Source organism: Nocardia blacklockiae (genome assembly GCF_015477355.1).
Lineage (GTDB): Bacteria > Actinomycetota > Actinomycetes > Mycobacteriales > Mycobacteriaceae > Nocardia > Nocardia blacklockiae.
Genome location: NZ_JADLRJ010000001.1, coordinates 1,334,174 through 1,357,423, shown reverse-complemented (window position 1 = coordinate 1,357,423; position 23,250 = coordinate 1,334,174). Strand labels below are relative to the sequence as shown.

Annotated in this window: 1 protein-coding gene; it reads left to right on the top strand. The window is 73.6% G+C overall.

The features are described 5' to 3' along the window. Nucleotides 1-265: 265 nt before the first annotated feature. The gene (locus IU476_RS05815; protein WP_195097214.1) at nucleotides 266-23,209 is read left to right on the top strand and encodes a non-ribosomal peptide synthetase; all 22,944 of its coding nucleotides are present in this window, start codon (nucleotides 266-268) and stop codon (nucleotides 23,207-23,209) included. Nucleotides 23,210-23,250: the final 41 nt, after the last annotated feature.

The following is a 23,250-nucleotide window of genomic DNA, read 5'->3' as shown; positions in this document are numbered from 1 at the left end:
CCGACCATGATCGGATAGTGTCGAGACCGATTCGCCGCGTCTCGGCGGGCGTTGTGCGAGGTAGACGCGCGAATCAGGGTAGTGCGTTCGAATCGGTTGCGAATTCGATGCAATTTCGACCCAACCGGTCGGGCGGGGGCAACGAATTTCCGAATGGGACCGTCGCGGCGGTTGCTGCGTGTCACACCACTGTTCGCTCGAAGACCGTCGATGGGAGTACCGCATGACCTCGTTGGCCCCGCAGTCGTCAGGTCGACCGGTTCCGGTGTCAACGCGTTCGTTCCCGCTCTCCGAGGCCCAGCTCGGGATGTGGCGGGCCCAGCACATCGCGCCCGACGTGCCGCTCTCGGTCGCCCAATATCTGGATATTCCAGGCGATTTGGACATCGACATCCTGGACGAGGCGATCGACCGCTGCGCCCGGGACCTGCAGAGCGTGCATCTGCGCATCGTCGAGGACGACGGCGAGCCGTCGCAGTGCGTGGCGACCGACCTCCGCATCCGCACCCAGGCGGTGGACCTGCGCGCCGAGCGCGACCCGCGCGCCGCCGCGCTGGCGTGGATGGAGCGCGACTCCTCGACGCCGATGGACGCGCTGCGCCCGCCGCTGTTCGAGAGCGCGCTGCTGCGGATCGCCGACGCGCACTACTTCTGGTACGCCAAGATGCACCACATCGCCATCGACGGCTACGGCGCGATGCTGATCATCAGCCGGATCGTGGAGTGGTACAACGCGCAGGTCGACGAGCGGGACGCGAGCCCGCTGGCCGCCGCGGAGCTCTGCGACGTCTACCGCTCCGAACAGGAGTACCGCGAGTCCGAGGACTTCGAGGCCGACCGCCGCTACTGGCTCGGCCAGATCGAGTCGATGCCCGAGGAATTCGGCCTCAGCAGGCGCTTCGCCCCGCCGGGCGCCCGCCGTCGCACGGCCGGCGCGCATCTCGACGCCCGCACCGCCGCGTTGGTGGACGCCGCGCGCGAGCAGACGGGCGCGTCGCGTCCCGCCCTGTTCATCGCCGCGCTCGCGGGCTATCTCGCCGCGGTGACCGGAAACGACGACGTGGTGGTGAGCCTGCCCGTGACCGCGCGCACCACGCCGGTGCTGCGCGCCGCGGCCGGCTATGTGTCCAATGTGGTGCCGCTGCGCGTCCCGGTCGACGCGCGGGTGAGCGCGCCGGAGCTGGTGCGCGCCACCGCCGCTCGCATCCGCGACGCGCTCGCGCACCAGCGCTACCGGCACGAGGACATTCAGCGGCACCGGGGCGCGGCGGGCAACCGCCGACGCTTCTTCGGCCCGGTCGTCAATATCATGCTGTACCACAACCGGATTCGCTTCGGCGCGGCCGTCGCGACGATGCAGCTGGTGTCGACGGGACCGGTGGACGACCTGTCGGTCAACATCTACAACGGCAGCGACGGCGACGGCCTGCACATCGACTTCGTCGCGAACCCGGACCGCTACGACCCGGGCGAACTCGAGGGCCACCACCGCCGTTTCCTGGACTACCTGGCCGCCTTCCTCTCGGCCGACCCGGCCACGCCCGTCTCCCGGTTGCCGCTGATGAGCGCCGCCGAGCATGCGCGGGTGCTCGGCGCGACGGCCGCGGTGGACGACGCGGCGGGGGACGCGGGCACGCTGCCCGATCGGTTCGACGCGATCGCGGCGGTCTCCGCGCACCGGTGCGCGGTGCGGTTCGGCGCGGAATCGGTCGGCTACCACGACCTGAACAGTCGCGCGAACCGGTTGGCGCGCAAGCTGATCGACGCCGGGGTGGGTCCGGAGACGCTGGTCGCGGTGGCGCTGCCGCGGTCGGTGGAGTTGGTGGTCGCGCTGCTCGCCGTCGTGAAGGCGGGCGGCGGCTACCTGCCGGTGGACCCGGACTATCCGGCGGAGCGGATCGAGTTCATGCTGGCCGACGCCCGGCCGGTCTGCGTGGTGACCACCTCGGCGCACCGGATCGGCCCCGCGGACGTGCCCACCGTGGAATTGGACCGGCTGGACCTGTCCGGATACGCGGCGGACCCGGTCACCGACGCCGACCGCCGCGCGCCCCTGTCGCCCGGCAACGTGGCCTACGTGATCTACACCTCGGGCTCCACCGGCCGCCCGAAGGGCGTGCAGATCCCGCACCGCAACGTCACCACCCTGTTCGCGAACGCGCAGGCGCACTTCGCCTTCGGCGCGAACGACGTGTGGACGATGTTCCACTCCTACGCGTTCGACTTCTCGGTGTGGGAACTGTGGGGGCCGCTGCTCCACGGCGGCACCTTGGTCGTCGTCGACTATCCGACCTCGCGCTCGCCCGAGCAGTTCCACGAACTGCTGCGCCGGGAGCGGGTGAGCGTGCTCAACCAGACGCCGTCGGCGTTCTACCAGCTCGACGCCGCGGACCGCGCCGCCGGGCCCGAGGCCGCGCTGCCGGACCTGCGGTACGTCGTGTTCGGCGGCGAGGCCCTGGAACCGCGCCGCCTGGCGGACTGGTACGCCCGTCACGGCGAGCACACGCCCCGGCTGATCAACATGTACGGCATCACCGAGACCACGGTGCACGTGACCTTCCGCGCCCTCGACGCCGCCGCGTTCGGCGGCGCGCGGCCCCGCGGCATCGGCCGGGCCCTGCCCGGTCTGCGAATCCTGCTGCTGGACACCATGTTGCGGCCCGTGCCGGTCGGCGTGCCCGGTGAGATCTACGTCGAGGGGTCGCAGCAGGCGCGCGGCTACCTCGGCCGCGCGGCGCTGACCTCGGCGCGATTCGTCGCGAACCCGTTCGGCCCGGCCGGATCCCGGCTGTACCGGTCCGGCGACCTCGGGCAGTGGAACGCCGAACACGAGGTGGAGTACCTGGGCCGCGGCGACGACCAGGTGAAGGTGCGCGGCTTCCGCATCGAACTCGGCGAGATCGAGGCGGCGCTGCTGGCCCAGGACAGCGTGCGGCACGCGGTCGCGATCGTGCGCGGCGACGATTCCGGCGCGCAGCGGATCGTCGCGTACCTCGTCGGGCAGCCGGGCGCGACCCCGGACACGGCCGCGCTGCGGGGTGCGGTGCGGCAAGTGCTGCCCGACTACATGGTGCCCTCGGCCTTCGTGGTGCTCGACGCGATCCCGTTGACCGTCAACGGGAAACTGGACCGGCGCGCGCTGCCGGAGCCCGCCGCGGACGTCGCGCCCTACCGCCCGCCGCGCACCGCGGTCGAGCGCGCGGTGGCCGCGGTGCTCGCCGAGGTGCTCGAAGTCGAGCGAGTCGGGCTGGACGACGGCTTCTTCGCGCTCGGCGGCAACTCGCTCGCCGCGACCCGGGCGGCGTCGCGGCTGGGCGAGGTGCTGAACACCAAGGTGCCCGTGCGGCTGCTGCTCGAGGAGGCGACGGTCGCCGAACTGGCGGTGGCGGTGCGCGAACACGTCGGCGCGGACACCCGCAGCGCGCTGGTGGGCCGCCGGCGCCCGGCGCGCATTCCGCTCTCGCTGGCCCAGCAGCGCCTCTGGTTCATCAACCAGTTCGACACGGACGCAAGCACATACAACATTCCCTTCGCGCTGCGCCTGTGCGGCGAGCTGGACGTGGCCGCGCTGCGCTACGCCCTGGCCGACGTGGTGGAGCGGCACGAGTCGCTGCGCACGGTGTTCCCCGGCGGCGTGGACGGCGCCGCCCAGATGATCGTGCCCGCGTGGGAGGCGGTGCCGCGGCTGCCGGTGGTCGAGGCTCCCCCGGCCGACCTCGAGGAGCGGCTGCACGCCGTGGCCCGCCGCGGCTTCGACCTGACCCGCGAGACCGCGCTGCGGGTGGAGTTGCTGCGCACCGCGCCCGACGAGCACGTCCTGGCCGTGGTGCTGCACCACATCGCCGCCGACGGCTGGTCGCTGAATCCGCTGTTCACCGATCTGATGACGGCTTACAGCGCCCGCCGCGACGGGCACGCCCCGCAGTGGGCGCCGCTGCCGGTGCAGTACGCCGACTACACGCTGTGGCAGCGCGAGATGCTGGGCGACGAGTCCGCGCCCGGCAGCCGGGCCGGCGCGCAACTGGCGTACTGGACCCGCCAGCTCGCGAACCTGCCCGAGGAGCTGTCGCTGCCCTACGACCGGCACCGCCCGGCCGTGCAGTCCTTCCGCGGCGGGCGCGTGGACCTGGCCGTCGACGCCGAGATCCACCGCCGCCTGGCCGAGCTGGGGCGGGCCGCGCAGTGCACGTTGTTCATGGTGGCGCACACCGCGTTCGCCGTGCTGCTGTCGCGGCTGTCGGGCATGTCCGACATCGCGGTGGGCACGCCGGTCGCGGGCCGCGGCGAACGCGAGTTGGACGATCTGATCGGCATGTTCGTCAACACGCTCGTGTTCCGGGTGGCGGTCGAGTCCGGGTCCTCGTTCGAGCAGTTGCTCGCCCAGCAGCGCGAGGTCGACCTGGCGGCGTTCGCGCACGCGGAGTTACCGTTCGAGCGTCTGGTCGAGGCGCTGAATCCGACCCGGTCGACGGCCCGGCACCCGCTCGTGCAGGTCGGATTCTCCTTCCACAATCTGGAGCGCGCCGAACTCGAACTGCCCGGCCTCACCGTCAGCGGCACCGAGATCGACACGGCCGTAGCGCAATTCGACCTCCAGCTGGTGCTGACCGACACCTACGCCGACGACGGCGCGCCGGCCGGACTCCGCGGCCACCTGATCTACGCGTCGGACCTGTTCGACGAATCCACCGCGGCCCGGTTCGCCGCGCGGTTCCAGCGGATCCTCGCCGAGATCGTGGCCGACCCCGGCGGCGCGGTGGGCGATCTCGAGATCCTGGAGCCCGCCGAACGCGAGGCGTTGCTGCGCGCACCGAACGCGACCGCGCGGCCGGTCGACCCGGTCGCGACCCTGGCCTCGATGTTCGACGCGCAGGCCGCCGCCACCCCGGACGCGGTCGCGCTAGTGGACGACAGCGGGGCGACGCTCACCTACGGCGCGTTCGCCGCGCGGGTGAATAGGCTTGCGCGCCAGCTCATCTCCCAAGGCGTGGGCCCCGCGACCCGGGTGGCGCTGGGCATGCGGCGGTCGGCCGATCTGGTCGTCGGCATGTACGCGGTGACGGCGGCGGGCGGCACGTATGTGCCACTGGACCCCGACCAGCCCGAGGACCGCCTGGACTACATCCTCCGCACGGCCGCGCCGCTGTGCGTGCTGACCACCGGCCGCGACCTGTTCCCGGCCGCGACGGTCCCGCAGGTCCGCATCGACCGGGCGGAATCGGACGAGCTGCCCGGCGGGCCGGTGACCGACGCGGAACGGATCCGGCCGCTGCGCCCGCACCACACCGCGTATGTGATCTTCACGTCCGGATCCACCGGCCGCCCCAAGGGCGTGGCCGTGCCGCACCGTGCGATCGTCAACCAATTGCGCTGGAAGCAGGACGCTTTCGCGCTCGGCGGCGGCGACGCCGTCCTGCTCAAGACTCCGGCGACATTCGACCTGTCGGTGTGGGAGTTCTGGTCGGCGCTCGTCGCGGGGGCTCGCCTCGTGGTCACGGCGCCGGACGGCCACCGCGATCCCGCGCAACTGCTGAAAACGATGGCGGAGCACCGGGTTTCGGTGTTGCACGTGGTGCCGTCCATGCTGGACGCGCTGCTCACCGCCGCCGGGGGCGCGCTACCGGCGTCGCTGCGCGCGATCCTCGCGATCGGCGAGGCGCTGCCGGCCCGCACCGCCGCGCGGGTGCGCGAGAGCGCTCCGGCGGCGGAGCTGTGGAATCTCTACGGGCCGACCGAGGCCGCGGTGTCGGTGACCGCGCACCGCGTCACCGCGGCCGACACCGCGTCGGTGCCGATCGGCCTGCCGCAGTGGAACACTCGCGCCTACGTGCTCGACGCCCGGCTGCGCCCGGTGCCCGCCGGGGTCGCGGGCGAGCTGTATCTGGCGGGCGTCCAGCTGGCCTCCGGCTACCTCGGGCGCGCGGCGCTCACCGCCGAGCGCTTCGTCGCCGACCCGTTCGCGGCGGAGCCGGGGGAGCGGCTCTACCGCACCGGCGACCTGGTTGCCTGGAACGCGGCCGGGGCACTGGATTACTTGGGGCGCACCGACTTCCAGGTGAAAATCCGCGGTTTCCGGATCGAACTGGGCGAGGTCGAGACCGCGTTGCTGCGCCGTAACGAGATCGCCGCGGCGGTGGCGCTCGTGCACACCGACGCGAACACCGGCGACCGCCTGATCGCCTACGTGGTCCCCGCCCCGGGGGCAGTGATCGACACCGCGGCGGTCAACGCCGGACTGGCGCAGGCGTTGCCGTCCTACATGGTCCCCGCCGCCTACGTGGTGCTCGACGAGCTGCCGCTGACGGTGCACGGGAAGGTGGACCGGCGTGCGTTGCCCGCGCCGACCTTCGAGGTCCGCGAATACCGCTCCGCGCGAACGGAACTCGAACAGGCTGTCGCGGCGGCCTTCACCGAGGTGCTCGGCATCGAGCGCGCGGGCCTGGACGACGACTTCTTCGCCCTGGGCGGCAACTCGCTGGCCGCGACGCGCGTGGTGGCACGGCTGAGCGCGGCGACGGACGGCACCGTCGCGGTGCGGGCGGTCTTCGAGGCGCCGACGGTCGAGGGCCTGGCCGCGCGACTGGCCGGGGAGTCCGGGGCGGCCGCCCGGCCGGTGCTGCGGCCGAGGGAGAGACCGGCACGGATCCCCCTGTCGGCGGCGCAGCAGCGGCTGTGGTTCCTCAACCGGTTCGACTCCTCCTCCGGGGCCTACAACATCTCCGTCGCGCTGCGCCTGCGCGGCACGGTCGACGTCGCCGCCCTGGCCGCGGCGTGCACCGACCTCGTGACACGGCACGAGACACTGCGCACGGTGTTCCCCGACAGCGCGGACGGCCCGCATCAGGTCGTCTTGGACGCGGCGGCGGTCGTCCCCCTGACCGGCGTCACCGAAGTACCAGACTCCGCCCTCGGGCAACGGCTGGCGGAGGCCGCCGGACGCGGCTTCGACATCACGGCCGACGTCCCGCTGCGCGTGGAACTGCTGCGCTGCGGGCGCGACGAACACGTGCTGCTGCTGGTACTGCACCACATCGCGGCCGACGGCTGGTCGCTCACGCCGCTGGCCGACGACCTCGCGACCGCGTACCGGGCCCGGCGCGGCGGGTCGGCCCCCGACTGGGAACCGCTGCCGGTGCAGTACGTCGACTTCGGCCTGTGGCAGCGGGAACTGCTCGGCGACGAGACGAATCCGGAATCGCTTGCCGCGCAACAGCGGGACTACTGGACCGCGCGGCTGGCGGGGCTGCCCGAACGCACCGAGCTGCCCACCGACCGGCCGCGGCCCGCGGTGGCCTCCCAGCGCGCGGCCGCGGTCACCGCCCGGGTGGAGCCCGCGGTGCACGCGCGGCTGGCGGAGCTGGCCCGGCGCGGCGACGCGAGCGTGTTCATGGTGCTGCACACCGCGCTCGCGGTACTGATCGCGCGGCTGGCGGCGACCGACGACGTCGCCATCGGCACCCCGATCGCCGGGCGCACCGAGCAGCGGCTCGACCGGCTCATCGGCATGTTCGCCAATACGCTCGTGCTGCGCGCGCGGGTGCCCGCCGACCGGCGCTTCGCCGACCTGCTCGCCGCGGTGCGCGACGGCGACCTCGACGACTTCGCCCATGCCGACCTGCCTTTCGAACGACTGGTCGAGGTGCTCAACCCGGTGCGGTCGACCGCGCACCACCCGCTGTTCCAAGTGATGCTGTCGGTGCACAGCGAGGTCCCCGACGGGGTGCGGCTGCCCGGTCTCGACGTCGCCGCCGAGGCGATCGAATCCGACGCCGCGGCTTGGGATCTGCAGTTCACGCTGGTCGAGTCCTACACCGCGCAGCGGGCGGCCGACGGCATCGCGCTGCGCCTGACCTACGCCACCGACCTGTTCGACGCCGCCACCGCCGAACAGCTGGCGTGGCGGTTCCTCGCCACGCTGTCGGCCGTCGCCGCCGACCCGCACCTCGTGGTCGGCGACCTCGACCTGCTCGACGACCGCGAACGCGCCGCCCTGGCGCCCGCGACCGGCGAGCCCGCCGCCGCGCCGGTCACCCTCGCCGACTATTTCGGCGCGGCCGTGCGGCGGCGTGCGGACGGCGACGCCGTGCGCGCCGGGTCGCGCGCCCTGACCTACCGCCGGATCGACCGGTGGTCGGATCAGCTCGCGCGCGAACTGATCTCCCACGGCGCCGGACCCGGCGAGGTGGTGGCGCTGGCCCTGGACCGCTCCGTCGAATCGGTGGTCGCCACGATCGCCGTCGCCAAGACCGGCGCGGCGTTCCTGCCGATCGACCGCCGGTACCCGCAGGACCGCATCCGGCACATGGTGGCCGATTCGCGGGCTCGTCTCGGCCTCACCGCCGGAGACCCGGCCGGACTGCCGGACGCCACGACCTGGCTGCCGATGCCCGAGTGCGCCGACACCGACGCGCGGCCGCTCACCGAGCGGGACCTGTTGCGCCCCAACGGAATCGACGACGTCGCCTACGTCATCTACACCTCCGGCACCACCGGTCTGCCCAAGGGCGTCGCGGTCACCCACCGCGGCCTGCACAGCTTCGCGGCCGAACAGCAGCAGCGCTACGGCGTCGACGAGCACTCGCGCACACTGCATTTCGCGTCGCCGAGCTTCGACGCCTCGATCCTCGAGCTGCTGATGGCGCTCTGCGGCCCGGCGACCATGGTGATCGCGCCGACCGACGTCTACGGCGGCGACGAACTGGCCGACCTGCTCGACCGCGAGCGCGTCACGCACGCCTTCGTCACCCCGGCGGCGCTGGCGAGCATCGACCCGGTGCGGCGGCCGCTGCCGCGCCTGCGCTGCCTGATCGTGGGCGGCGAGGCGTGCGGCGCCGAACTCGTGGACGCGTGGGCCGAGGGCCGCACCATGCTCAACGCCTACGGCCCGACCGAGGCCACCGTCGCCGCGATCGTCTCCGCACCGCTGCGGACCGGCGACCCGGTCGTGCTGGGAGACACACCCATTCGCGGGTCGGGGCTCGCCGTACTGGATTCCCGGCTGCACCCGGTGCCGCCCGGAGTCACCGGCGAACTGTACCTGGCGGGCGCGGGCCTGGCCCGGGGCTATCAGCACCGGCCCGGCCTGACCGCGCAGCGGTTCGTCGCGAATCCGTTCGCCGACGGCGCGCGCCTGTACCGCACCGGCGACCTCGCGCGCTGGACCGCGGGCGGACAGCTGGCGCTGGTCGGGCGCGCCGACGACCAGGTGAAGATCCGCGGCTTCCGCATCGAGCTCAGCGAGATCAACGCCGTCGTGTCCGCCTGTCGCGCCGTGCGTTTCGCGCACAGCGAGGTCCGCGGCGACCGGTCGGGCACCCCGCGCATCGTCACCTACGTGGCGGCCGCCGACGGCGCGACTTTGGACGCGGCGGCCGTGCGCGCCGAGGCGGCCGAGCGGCTGCCCGCGCACATGCTGCCGTCGGTCCTGGTGGAGCTGCCGTCGATTCCGCTGACTCCGGCGGGCAAGCTGGACCGGAAGGCACTGCCGGAACCCGACTTCGGCGCGGCCGCGACCGCCGGGCGCGCACCGGTGACGCCGAACGAGCGCCTCGTGGCCGCGGTGATGGCCGAAATCGTCGGGCACACACCGGTCTTCGCCGACCACAACTTCTTCGAACTGGGCGGCAACTCGCTGTCCGCGACCCAGCTGGTGGCGCGGCTCGCCGCCGCCACCCACCGGACACTGGCCGTGCGGGCGGTCTTCGAGCACCCGACACCGGCCGGGCTGGCCGCGGCGCTCGACCGCGCCGGCCGCAGCGGCCCGGTGCTGGGCCGCCGGGAGCGTCCCGACCGGGTGCCGCTGTCGATGGCCCAGCAGCGGCTGTGGTTCCTCAACCGCTTCGACACCTCCTCCGGCGCCTACAACATCCCGATCGTGCTGCGGCTGCGCGGCGACTTGGACGTGGCGGCGCTGCGGCACGCGCTGCGCGACGTCGTCGAGCGGCATGAGGCGCTGCGTACGGTCTTCCCCGATTCCGCGGACGGGCCGAGCCAGGTGGTCGTCGCGGCGGAGAGCGCGGCGATCACACCGCCGGTGCTGTATGTGCCCGCGGACCGCGTGGCGTCGCGGGTGCGGGCACTGGCCGGGCGCGGCTTCGACCTGACCACCGACCTCCCGCTGCGCGGCGAACTGCTGCGCACCGGTGACCAGGAGTTCGTCCTCGTGCTGGTGGTGCACCACATCGCGGCCGACGGCTGGTCGATGACACCGCTGGCGGCCGACGTCGCGGCGGCGTATCAGGCGCGCCGTGCCGGCCGGTCGCCGCAGTGGCCGCCGCTGACCGTGCAGTACGCCGACTACACGCTGTGGCAGCACGACCTGCTCGGCGACGAGCAGGATCCGGGCAGCCTCGCCGCCGGGCAGCTGGAGTACTGGCGCGCCACGCTGGCCGACCTGCCCGAATGCCTCGAGTTGCCGACCGACCGCCCCCGCCCGGCGGTGGCGACGCACGCCGGCGGCACCGTGGTCGCGCGGATCGACGCCGACACCCACGCCCGCGTCGCCGACCTCGCCCGCACCCGCGACGCGAGCGTGTTCATGGTGCTGCACGCGGCGCTGGCGCTGCTGCTCGCCCGCCTCACCGGCGGCACCGACGTGCCGATCGGCACGCCCGTCGCCGGCCGCGTCGACGAGCAACTGGAACGCCTCGTGGGCATGTTCGTCGGCACCCTGGTGCTGCGCACCCGCGTCGACGAGGACCACACCTTCCTCGAATTCCTCGACACCGTGCGCGAAGTCGACCTGAACGCCTACGCGCACGCCGACATCCCGTTCGAGCGGCTGGTGGAACTGCTGAACCCCGCCCGTTCCACGGCACACCACCCGCTGTTCCAGGTGATGCTGTCGGTGCACAACGCCGGGCCCGCGCGACTGCGGCTGCCGCACTTGGACATCGAGCCCGAACGCGCCGACCCCGGCGTCGCGAAATTCGATTTGCAATTCGAGCTCACCGAGACGCGCACGGCCGAACGGCGGCCCGACGGCATCGAACTGCGTCTCGACTACGCGACCGACCTGTTCGACGAGCGCACCGCCAGGCAGCTCGTGGACCGGTATCTGCTGGTGCTGGACGCGGTGGTCGGCGACCCCGCCGCCCGGGTCGGCGCGGCGCAACTCCTGCTCGACGCGGAACGCGCAGCGGTCGTCCCGGCGCGCGGCCGGGGACCGGTCGAGGTGGCGACGCTGCCCGCGCTGTTCGCCGCCGCCGCGGTCGACACCGACCGCATCGCGGTCCGCTCCGAGGTCGCCGAGATGAGCTACCGCGAACTCGACGCACGCTCGAACCGGTTGGCGCGCATGCTGATCGGGCGCGACGTCGGTCCCGGCGACATCGTGGCGCTGGGCACCACGCGGTCGGTCGACTCCGTCGTGGCGACCATCGGCGTGGTGAAGGCGGGCGCGGCGTATCTGCCGGTCGACCCGAACTACCCGCCGGACCGGATCCGGCACATGCTGACCGACTCCGGCGCCCGCCTCGGCCTGACCACCGCGGCGGACGCCGAGCGGCTGCCCGGCGGCGTCGAATGGCTGAATCTGGCGGACCTGTTCGCCTTCGGCGCGGCCCCGATCACCGACGCCGAGCGGGTGCGCCCGCTGCGCGCCGACGACCTGGCCTACGTGATCTACACCTCGGGATCGACGGGCGTGCCCAAGGGCGTCGCGGTCCCGCACCGCGGCCTGGCCAACTTCGCGGCCGAGCAGCGCGACCGCTACGGTGTCGAACCCGTCTCGCGCACACTGCATTTCGCGTCCCCGAGCTTCGACGCCTCGGTCCTGGAACTGCTGCTGGCGCTGTGCGCGGGCGCGACCATGGTGGTCGCGCCGACCGACGTGTACGGCGGCGACGAACTGGCCGACCTGCTCGACCGCGAGCGGATCACCCACGCCTTCATCACCCCGGCCGCCCTGGCCAGCATCGACGCCACCCGCTGGGCGCTGCCGCAGCTGCGGACGCTGGTGGTGGGCGGCGAGGCGTTCGGCGCGGACCTGGTCGCGGCGTGGGCCGACGAGCACGCGCTGTTCAACGCGTACGGGCCGTCGGAAGCTACTGTGGCACCGGCGCTTTCGCACGCGCTGCGGCCGGGCGACCCGATCGTGCTGGGCGGCCCGATCCGCGGCGTCGAACTGGTCGTGCTGGACGGCCGGCTGCGCCCGGTGCCGATCGGCGTGGTGGGCGAGCTGTACGTCGGCGGTTACGGACTGGCCCGCGGCTACCTGCGGCGGGCGGGGCTGACCGCCGCGCGTTTCGTCGCGAATCCGTTCGGCGGACCCGGTGCCCGGCTCTATCGCACCGGTGACCTGGTGCGCTGGACCGGCACCGGCGAACTGACCTTCGTCGGCCGCGCCGACGACCAGGTGAAGATCCGCGGCTTCCGGATCGAGCTCGGCGAGATCACCGCGGTGGTCGCCGCACATCCGGCGATCCGCTTCGCGCACACCGAGATACACACCGCCGACGGCACGGCGCGCATCGTCTGCTACGTCGTCGCCGACGACTCCGCCGCGACGGTCGACGCGGCGGCGGTGCGCGCGCACGCCGCCGCGGCGCTGCCCGGGCACATGGTGCCCGCGGCCGTGCTGATGCTGCCCGCGATCCCGCTGACCCCCTCGGGCAAGCTGGACCGGAAAGCGTTGCCCGAGCCGGTGTTCGGCGCGGACGCGCCCGGCCGCGAACCCGCCACGCCCGCCGAGAAACTGGTGGCGGCGGTGATGGCGGAGGTCGCGGGGCTGCCCGCGGTCGGCGCGGAACAGAACTTCTTCGACCTCGGCGGCAACTCGCTGTCGGCCACCCGGGTGGTCGCGATGCTCGCCGCCCGCACCGGCTGCCGCCTGGCCGTGCGCACCGTGTTCGAGGCGCCCACGCCCGCCGAGCTGGCGGCACTTCTCGAGGCGGCGGACCCCGGCGTGCTGGGCGGGCAGCCGGAACTGGTGGCCGCACCGCGCCCCGAACGGATTCCGCTGTCCTCGGCGCAGCGGCGGCTGTGGTTCCTCAACCGCCTGGACCCGGCGTCGGGCGCCTACAACATCCCGATCGCGCTGCGGCTGCGCGGCGACCTGGACCGCGCGGCACTCACCGCCGCCGTCGCCGATCTCGTCGCGCGCCACGAGATTCTGCGGACCACCTTCCCGGCCGCGCCCGAGGGACCCAGCCAGGTCGTCGCCGCCCCGGCCGACCTCGCGTGGCGGCAGCTCGAACCGGGACCGGCCGCGCTGGCGGAGTTCTGCGCCGAGGGCTTCGACCTGACCACCGAACCGCCACTGCGCGTGGGACTTTCGCAGGAAGCGGCGGACGAGCACGTGCTCGTGCTGGTGCTGCACCACGTCGCCGCGGACGGCTGGTCGATGGCTCCGCTGGCCGCCGACCTCGCCGCCGCCTACGAGTCCCGCCGCGCCGGGCATCCGCCGCGCTGGGAGCCGCTGCCGGTCCAGTACGCCGACTACACCCTGTGGCAGCGGCAGGTGCTGGGCGAGGAGAGCGACCCGGACAGCCTCGCCGCCCGCCAGCTGGACTACTGGCGCACCCGCCTCGCCGGACTCCCCGAATGCCTGGAGCTGCCGACCGACCGTCCCCGCCCCACGGTCGCGACCCATCGGGGCGACGTCGTGACCGCGACGGTGCCCGCCGACATCCACGAGGGACTGGCCGGGCTGGCCCGCGCGCACGACGCCAGCCTTTTCATGGTGCTGCACGCCGCGCTCGCGGTACTGCTGGCCCGCTCGTCCGGGACCTCCGACATCGCCGTCGGCACCGCCCTCGCCGGACGCACCGACCCGGCGCTCGATCGGCTGATCGGCATGTTCGTCGGCACGCTGGTGCTGCGCACCGAGGTCGAGGGGCACCGCTCGTTCGTCGACCTGCTGGCGGCGGTGCGCGCCGGGGACCTCGACGCCTACGCCCACGCCGACATCCCGTTCGAGCGGCTGGTGGAGGAACTCGACCCCGTCCGCTCCACCGCGCACCACCCGCTGTTCCAAGTGCTGCTGTCGGTGCACGACGCGGCACCGGCCGCGCCGCGACTGCCCGGCCTCGACGTGTCCGTCACGGAACCGGAACCCGTTGTGGCCAAATGGGATCTACAGGTCACGCTGACCGAGACCCACGACGCGCAGCGGGAACCGGCGGGCCTCGACCTGTCGGTCACCTACGCCACCGACCTGTTCGACCGGTCCACCGCCGACCGGTTCGCGCAACGCCTGCGGCGGCTGCTCGCCGCGGTCGTGCGCGACGCGTACCGCCCCGTCGGCGACATCGACCTGCTCGACGACCGCGAACGCGCCACCCTGGTCCCCGCGCACGGGGCGGCGGGCACCGCGCCGGTCGTGCTGGCGGAGATCGTCGGCGCGGCCGCGGCGCGCGACCCCGAGCGGACCGCGCTCGCCTACCGCACCGAGACGCTGACCTATCGCGAACTCGACGAACGCGCCAACGCCCTCGCGCGGGCGCTGCTCGCGCGCCGGGTCGGGCCGGGGGACGTGGTCGCGATCGCGCTGCCGCGCTCGGCGGACTCGATCGTCGCCGCGGTCGCGGTCGCGAAAACCGGTGCGGCCTACCTGCCGATCGATGTGCGCCACCCCGCCGAACGCATCCGGCACATGCTCACCGATTCGGGGGCGCGGGCGGGCATCACCGCGGCCGCCGACGCGGCCGCGCTGCCCGGTGACCTGTCCTGGCTGATCCTGCCCGAATCGCCGGAACGCGACCCGGCGGCGGTGACCGACGCCGAGCGGGTTCGGCCGCCGCACGTCGACGACCTCGCCTACGTCATCTACACGTCCGGTTCGACCGGCCTGCCGAAGGGCGTCGCGGTCACCCACCGCGGGCTCGCGAATTTCGCCGCCGAGCAACGGGATCGGTACCGGATCGACCCGCAGGCCCGCACGCTGCACTTCGCCTCGCCCAGTTTCGACGCCTCCGTGCTGGAGATGCTGCTGGCCTGGAGCGCCGGCGCGACGATGGTGATCGCGCCCGCCGACGTGTACGGCGGCGACGAACTGGCCGCGCTGCTCGACCGCGAACAGGTCACCCACGCCTTCATCACGCCCGCCGCGCTGGCGACCATCGACGCCGAGCGGTGGCCGCTGCCCGCGCTGCGATACTTGATGGTCGGCGGTGAGATCGTCGCCCCGGACCTGGTGCGGCGCTGGGCCGGTGGCCGGAATCTGTACGACGGGTACGGCCCGACCGAGACGACCATCATGACCCTCATCTCCGATCCGCTGCCCGCCGACGCGCCGGTCGTGCTGGGCCGCCCGATCCGCGGCACCGCCGCCGTGGTGCTCGACGCGCGGCTGCGCCCGGTGCCGATCGGGGTGGCGGGGGAGCTGTACGTGTCGGGATGCGGTCTGGCGCAGGGCTATCTGGGCCGCTCGGCGCTCACCGCCGGGCGCTTCGTCGCCGACCCGCACGGGGAGCCGGGCGCGCGGATGTACCGCACCGGAGACGTGGTGCGGTGGACCGCGACCGGGGAGCTGATGTTCGTGGGGCGCTCCGACGACCAGGTGAAGATCCGCGGGTTCCGCATCGAACTCGGTGAGATCACCGCGGTCGCGTCCGCGTGTCCCGAGGTGCGGTTCGCGCACACCGACGTGCGCCGCGACACCGTCGGCAACCCGGTGCTGGTCGCCTACGTCGTTGCGGCGGAAGGGGTCTCGGTCCCGGTGGCCGAGGCGGTGCGGCGGCAGCTCGCCGAGCGGCTGCCCGCGCACATGGTGCCCTCGGCCATCGTCGAACTCGACTCGATTCCGCTGACCCCCAACGGAAAACTCGATCGCGCCGCGCTGCCGGAGCCGGACCTCGACGCCGGCACCGCGCCCGGCCGGGCACCGGAGACGCCGAGCGAGATCCTGGTCGCCGCCGCGATGGCGGCCGTGGTCGGGCACGACGAGATCGCCGCCGACCACGACTTCTTCGCCCTCGGCGGCAACTCGCTGTCCGCGACGCAGCTGGTGGCCCGGATCGCCGCCGACTCCGGGCGGCACCTGCCGGTGCGGGCGGTCTTCGAGAACCCGACCCCCGCCGCGCTCGCCGCGGTGCTGGACGGCGCTGCGGGACAGGAGGATTCGGCGCGCCCGGCACTGACGGTCCGGCCGCGCCCGGAGCGTGTCCCGCTGTCCCCGGCGCAGCAGCGGCTGTGGTTCCTCAACCGCTTCGAGACCGGCTCGGGCGCCTACAACATCCCCGCCGCGCTGCGCCTGCGCGGCGCGCTGGACGCCACGCTCCTCGCGCGGGCGATCCGCGATGTCGCCGACCGGCACGAGGCGCTGCGCACCGTGTTCCCGGACGGACCGGAGGGACCGGCGCAGATCGTCACCGCCGGTGACGAGATCCGGCTGTCGGTCGTCGACGTCGAAGATGGCGAATGGCGCGCTGCCGCAAGGGAATTCGGTGCCCGCGGTTTCGACTTGACCACCGAGGCGCCGATGCGGGCCGCGCTGTTCCGGATCGCCGCCGACGACCACGTGCTGGTGCTGGTGCTGCACCACATCGCCGCCGACGGCGCGTCACTGGCCCCGCTCTCGCGCGACATCGCCGCGGCGTACACGGCGCGGCGCGCGGGATCCGCGCCGGAATGGCCGCCGCTGCCGGTCCAGTACGCCGACTACAGCATGTGGCAGCGCGAGCTGCTCGGCCGCGAGGACGAGCCCGGCAGCGTGGCCGCCCGGCAGGCCGACTACTGGCGGCGCACGCTGGCCGGCCTCCCCGACTGCCTCGACCTGCCCGCCGACCGCCGCCGCCCGCCGACCCCGTCCTACCGCGGCGGCAAGACCCGCGCGGCCGTCGAAGCCGCTGTGCACCAGCGCCTCTCGGAGCTGGCGCGGCGGCACGACGCCAGCGTGTTCATGGTGCTGCACGCCGCGCTCGCCGTGCTGCTGGCGCGTTCGAGCGGCCGCGACGACGTCGCCGTCGGCACCGCGGTCGCCGGGCGCACCGACCATCAGCTCACCGACCTGGTCGGCATGTTCGTCGGCACCCTGGTGCTGCGCACCCGGGTGCGGCCCACCCAGTCGTTCGAGGACCTCCTCACGGCCGTGCGGGAGAGCGACATCGACGCGTTCGCGCACGCCGACCTGCCGTTCGAGCGGCTGGTCGAACTGCTCAACCCGGTCCGCAGCACCGCCTACCAGCCGCTGGTGCAGGTCGGCCTGGCGCTGAACAACCAGGCACCGGCGCAGCTGCGGCTGCCGGGCGTCGAGGTGGTCCCCGAGGACATCGACGCCGATGTCGCGCAATGGGATCTGCACTTCGGGCTCACCGAGACACCCGCGCGCGACGGCGACGGCCCCGGCGCGATCGAGGTGGTGGTGCGCTACGCCGCCGACCTGTTCGACCCCGAGACCGCCGAACGGTTCACGGCCCAATTCATCCGCATCCTCACCGAGGTCGCGGCGAATCCGGGCGTCGCGGTGGGCGAGATCGACCTGCTCGACGACCGCGAACGCGACAACCTGGTCCCGGCGCGCGGCGAGCCCGCGGCCGAGACCCGCACGCTGCCGGGCCTTTTCGCGGCCGCCGCGGCCGACCCGGACCGGGTCGCGCTGCGCGAGGGCCTGGCCGAGCTGAGCTACCGCGGGCTCGACCGCCGGACCAACCGCCTGGCGCGGATCCTGGCGGCGCGCGGCTTCGGCGCGGGCGACGTGATCGCGCTGGCCATGGCCCGGTCGCTGGACTCGGTGGTCGCCTCGCTGGCGATCGCGAAGACCGGCGCGGCGTTCCTGCCGGTCGACATCCGCCACCCGGCCGAGCGGATCGGGCACATGCTCGCCGACGCCGAGGCCCGCATCGGGCTGACGACCGACGACCAGCTCGCGCAGCTGCCCGCCGAGGTGCAGTGGCTGTCGTTCACCGAGCTGGACGACCCCGCGGTCGCCACGCGGGCGCTGGCCCCCGAGGAGCTGCGGCGGGCGCCGCGCGCCGCGGACGTCGCCTACGTCATCTACACCTCCGGGTCCACCGGGCGGCCCAAGGGCGTGGCCGTCACCCACCGCGGCCTGTTCAACTGCGCCGAGGTGGTCCGCACCCGCTTCGGCATCGACAGCCGTTCGCGCACACTGCATCTGGCCTCGCCGAGCTTCGACGTGGCGATCCTGGAACTGCTGATGGCGTGGTGCGCCGGCGCGACCATGGTGGTGGTGTCCGCCGACGTCTACGGCGGCGACGAACTGGCCGAGGTGCTCGACCACGAGCGGGTCACCCACGCGGTCGTCACCCCCGCGGCGCTGGCCACCATCGACACCGCCCGCTGGCCGCTGCCGGAACTGGCCACCCTGATCATCGGCGGCGAGGCCTTCGACCAGGACCTGGTCGAGCGGTGGGCGGTCGGCCGCGACGTGATCAACGGCTACGGACCGTCCGAGGCGACCATCGTCACCACGTTCTCCCGGCCGCTGCAACCGGATCGGCCGATCGCGCTGGGCCGCCCGATGCGCGGGGTGACGGCCGTGGTGCTCGACTCGGTGCTGCGGCCCGTGCCGACCGGGGTCGTCGGCGACCTCTACGTCGGCGGCGTCGGCCTGGCGCGCGGCTACCACCGCCGCCCGGCGCTGACCGCGGCCCGGTTCGTCGCCGACCCGTACGGCGTCGTCGGCGACCGCATGTACCGCACCGGCGACCTGGTGTACTGGACCCGGGAGGGCGAACTCACCTTCGTCGGCCGCTCCGACGACCAGGTGAAGGTGCGCGGCTTCCGGATCGAGCTGGGCGAGGTCAACGCGGTCGTCTCCGGCTGTCCCGGTGTGCGTTTCGCGCACACCGAGCTGCACCGCGACGACGCCGGGCAGGCCCGGATCGTCACCTACGTCGTCGCGACCGAGGAGACGGTGCGCGCGCTGCCGCAGCGGGTCGCCGAACGCCTGCCCGCGCACATGGTGCCCACCCTGGTCACGCTGGCCTCGATCCCGCTGACACCCACCGGCAAGCTGGACCGAAAGGCGTTGCCGCAGCCCGACTTCGGAGCCGACGCGCTGCCCGGACGGGCCCCGCGGACACCGAACGAGATCCTGGTGGCCACGGCGATGGCCGACATCGTGGGCCGCGCGGAGGTCGGCGCGGACCAGAGCTTCTTCGACCTCGGCGGCAACTCGCTGTCGGCGACCCAGCTGTCGGCGCGCATCGCCACCCTGTCCGGACAGCAGCTGGGTGTGCGGGCGGTGTTCGAGAACCCCACTCCCGCAGCGCTCGCCGCGCTGCTGGACGTCGCCGGCGACGGTCCGGCGCTGCCCGCGCTGGGACGCCGCGACCGGCCCGTGCGCATCCCGCTGTCCGCCGCCCAGCAGCGGCTGTGGCTGCTCAACCGGTTCGACACCACGTCGGGTGTCTACAACATCCCGACCGTGCTGCGCCTGCGCGGCGACCTCGACACCGCGGCGCTGGAGCAGGCGATCCGCGATGTGGTGACCCGCCACGAGGCGCTGCGCACCGTCTTCCCGGATTCCGGGGACGGACCCAGCCAGGTCGTCCTGGACGCCGACGAGGCGGGAATCACGCTGCGGCACATCGACTCCGACGCCGCCGGAGCGGCCGGGCACGTCCAGGAAGTGGCCGCCGCCGGATTCGACGTGCGGTCCGAACCGCCGCTGCGGGCCGCCCTGGTGCGGGTGGCCGCCGACGAGCACGTGCTGGTGCTGGTGATCCACCACATCGCCGCCGACGGCGGCTCGGTCGCACCGCTGGCCGCCGACCTGACCACCGCCTACCGGGCCCGGCACGCGGGTACGGCGCCCGAGTGGACGCCGCTTCCGGTGCAGTACGCGGACTTCAGCCTGTGGCAGCGCGAGATCCTCGGCACCGAGGACGATCCCGGCAGTCGCGTGACGGCACAGCTGGACTACTGGCGCGAGACCCTCGCCGGGCTGCCGGAGTGCCTGGAGCTGCCGACCGACCGGCCGCGGCCCGTCACCCCGAGCCATGCGGGCGCGTCCGTGCGCACGACGGTGCCCGCGCCCACGCACGCCGCGCTACACGAGCTCGCGCGGCGGCACGACGCGAGCGCGTTCATGGTGCTGCACGCCGCGCTGGCGGTGCTGCTGTACCGGATGTCGGGTGTGGGCGACATCGCGATCGGCACCCCGATCTCCGGCCGCACCGAGGAACAGCTCGAGCACCTGATCGGCATGTTCGTCGGCACCCTGGTGCTGCGGACGCCGCTGGCGGCGGACCGGTCGTTCGAGCAGACGCTGCGCGCGGTGCGCACCGGCGACCTCGACGCCTTCGCCCACGCCGACGTTCCGTTCGAGCGGCTGGTCGAGGTGCTGGCCCCGGCCCGGTCGACCGCGCACAACCCGCTGTTCCAGGTCATGCTGTCGGTGCACAGCGCGCCGCCGGTCCGATTGCGGCTGCCCGGCGTCGAAATAGACGCGGAGCAGCCCGATTTCGGCATCGCCAAGTTCGATTTGCAATTCACCGCCGCCGAGGCGTTCACCGGCGACGGCCGGCCGGACGGCATCGACCTCACCGTCACCTACGCGACCGACCTGTTCGACGCCGAGACCGCGGCCGCGCTCGCCGACCGGTTCACCCGGCTGCTCGACGCCGTCGTCGCCGCGCCCGCCGCGGCCGTCGGCGATCTCGCGGTGCTGTCCGACGACGAGACGCGGGCGCTGACGCCCGTGCACCGCCCGTCCGACATCGCACCGGCGACCCTGGCGGAGCTGTTCGGCGCGGCGGTGGCGCGGCACCCGGTCGGCGCGGCCGTGCGCTACCGGTCCGAGCAACTCGGCTACGCCCGGCTGGACCGGATCACCAACCAGCTCGCCCGGGTGCTGATCGGGCGCGGCATCGGCCCGGAACAGTATGTCGCCGTGGGCATTCCGCGGTCGGTGCATTCCGTGCTGGCGGTGCTGGCGGTCGCCAAGACCGGCGCGGCGTTCCTGCCCGTCGACCCCGCCTATCCCGACCAGCGCAAGCGGCACATGCTGGCCGACTCGGGCGCGGCGCTCGGGCTGAGCGTGCGGGCCGCACGCGACGCGCTGCCCGGCGGCGTCGACTGGCTGCTGCTGGACGACCCGGAGTTCGTCGACGCCCTCGGGATCGCGTCGGACGCGCCGATCACCGACGACGAGCGCACCGCCCCGATGCGGCTCGATCAGCCCGCGTATCTCATCTACACCTCCGGCTCCACCGGAATCCCCAAGGGCGTCACCGTGACCCACGCCGGACTGGCGAACTTCGCCGCCGAGCTGAACGACCGGTGCGCGGTGGTCCCGGGCTCGCGGGTGCTGCACTTCGCGTCGCCGAGCTTCGATGCCGCGGTGCTGGAGCTGCTGCTCGCCCTCGGCGGTGCGGCGACGATGGTCATCGCCCCGGCCGACGTGTACGGCGGCGCGCAGCTGCGCGATCTGCTCGCCGAGGAGGCGGTCACGCACGCGTTCGTGACCCCGGCCGCGCTGGGCACCGTGGACCCGGCCGGGCTCGACCGTCTCGAGGCGGTCATGGTCGGCGGCGACCGCTGCGGCCCGGAACTGGTGCGGCGCTGGGCGGGAGAGGGCGGCAAGCGGATGTACAACGCCTACGGCCCGTCCGAGGCGACCGTGGCCGCGACCCTGACCGCGCCGTTGCGGGCCGGTGGCACCGTCACCGTCGGCGGCCCGGTCCGCGGATTCGGCCTGCTGGTCCTGGATTCCAGGCTGCATCCCGTACCCGTCGGCGTGCCCGGCGAGCTGTACCTGTCCGGTCCGGGCCTGGCGCGCGGCTATCACGGGCGGCGCGGCCTGACCGCCGAGCGGTTCGTGGCCGACCCCTGCGGCCGTGCGGGCGAACGGATGTACCGCACGGGTGACCTGGTGCGCTGGACCCCGGGCGCGGACGGCCCCGAACTCGAATACCTGGGCCGCACCGACGACCAGGTCAAGATCCGCGGCTTCCGCATCGAGTTCGGCGAGATCGACGCCGTGCTCGTGGCGCACCCGCAGGTCCGGCACGCGGTCACCCTCGGCCACGAGTTGCCCGGCGGGACAACGATCCTGGCGTCCTATGTGGCCCTGGCGCCGGGCGCGTCCGCCACGGTGGCCGAGCTGCGCAGGCACCTGTCGGAGCGAGTGCCGGGATACATGGTGCCGCAGGCGATCACGCTCGTGGACGCGCTGCCGCTCACCGCGGCCGGGAAGATCGATCGCGCCGCCCTGCCCGCGCCCGAGCCGATGACGAGCGCGAGCTACCGGGCACCGGCCAAGCCCACCGAGACGGCGCTGTGCGCGGCCTTCGAGATCGCGCTCGGCGCCGACACCGTGGGCGCGGACGACAACTTCTTCGAGCTGGGCGGCAACTCACTGCTGGCCACGCAGGTGGTCGCCATCGTGCGCGAACGCCACGGGCTCGACGTGCCGATGCAGACGCTGTTCCTCGACCCGACCCCGGCCGGCATCGCCGCGCGTCTCGACGCCGGGGCGAAAACGACCGAGTCCGTGGTGGATTCGGCGTTCGCGACGATGCTGCCGCTGCGCGCCGGGAGCGGCGCGCCGCTGTTCTGTGTCCACTCCGTCACCGGCGTGGCCTGGACGTACTCGGGACTGCTGCCGCACCTGGACCCCGAACAGCCCGTCTACGGCCTGCAACTGCCCCACCTCACCGGCGACGGCGACGGACTGGAGACGGTCGAGGCGGTGAGCGCCCGCTACGTCGCGGAGATCCGGAAGGTGCAGCCGCACGGGCCGTACCACCTGCTCGGCTGGTCGCTGGGCGGGCTCCTGGCCTACGAGATCGCCGGGCAGCTGCGGCAGGCCGGCGAAGAGATCGCGCTGCTGGCCATGATGGACACCCGCATCCTGGCCGGCGAACCCGAACCCGCCGATCCCACCGCCAGCGAACTGCTCGGCGCGCTGCTGGGCGACACGGACCTCGGCAGCCGGGACGTCTCGGCCGAGGAGGCGGCGGAACTGCTGCGCCGCCACGGCGGCCCGTTCCAGTCGCTGACCGCGGCGCAGGTGCAGCGGGTGTACGACGGCTACCTCGCGGGCACCCACATGGGCCACCGGTTCGTGCCCACCCGCTACGACGGCGACCTGCTGTACTTCACGGCGCTGGCGGATTCCGGTCCGGTGGGCGAGGACGACTGGATGGAGTCGACCGGCGGCGCCGACAGCTGGCGCTCGTTCGTCCTCGGCGAGGTTCACGAACACCTCGTCGACTGCGCGCACGTGGAGATGTGCAACCCGGAGCCGCTGGCCGTGATCGGGCCGATCCTGCGCAAACAGCTCGGCGCGCGGCGGCAGTGACACCGAGCGGGCCCGCGCCTTTCGAAGCCCCACTGACCCGC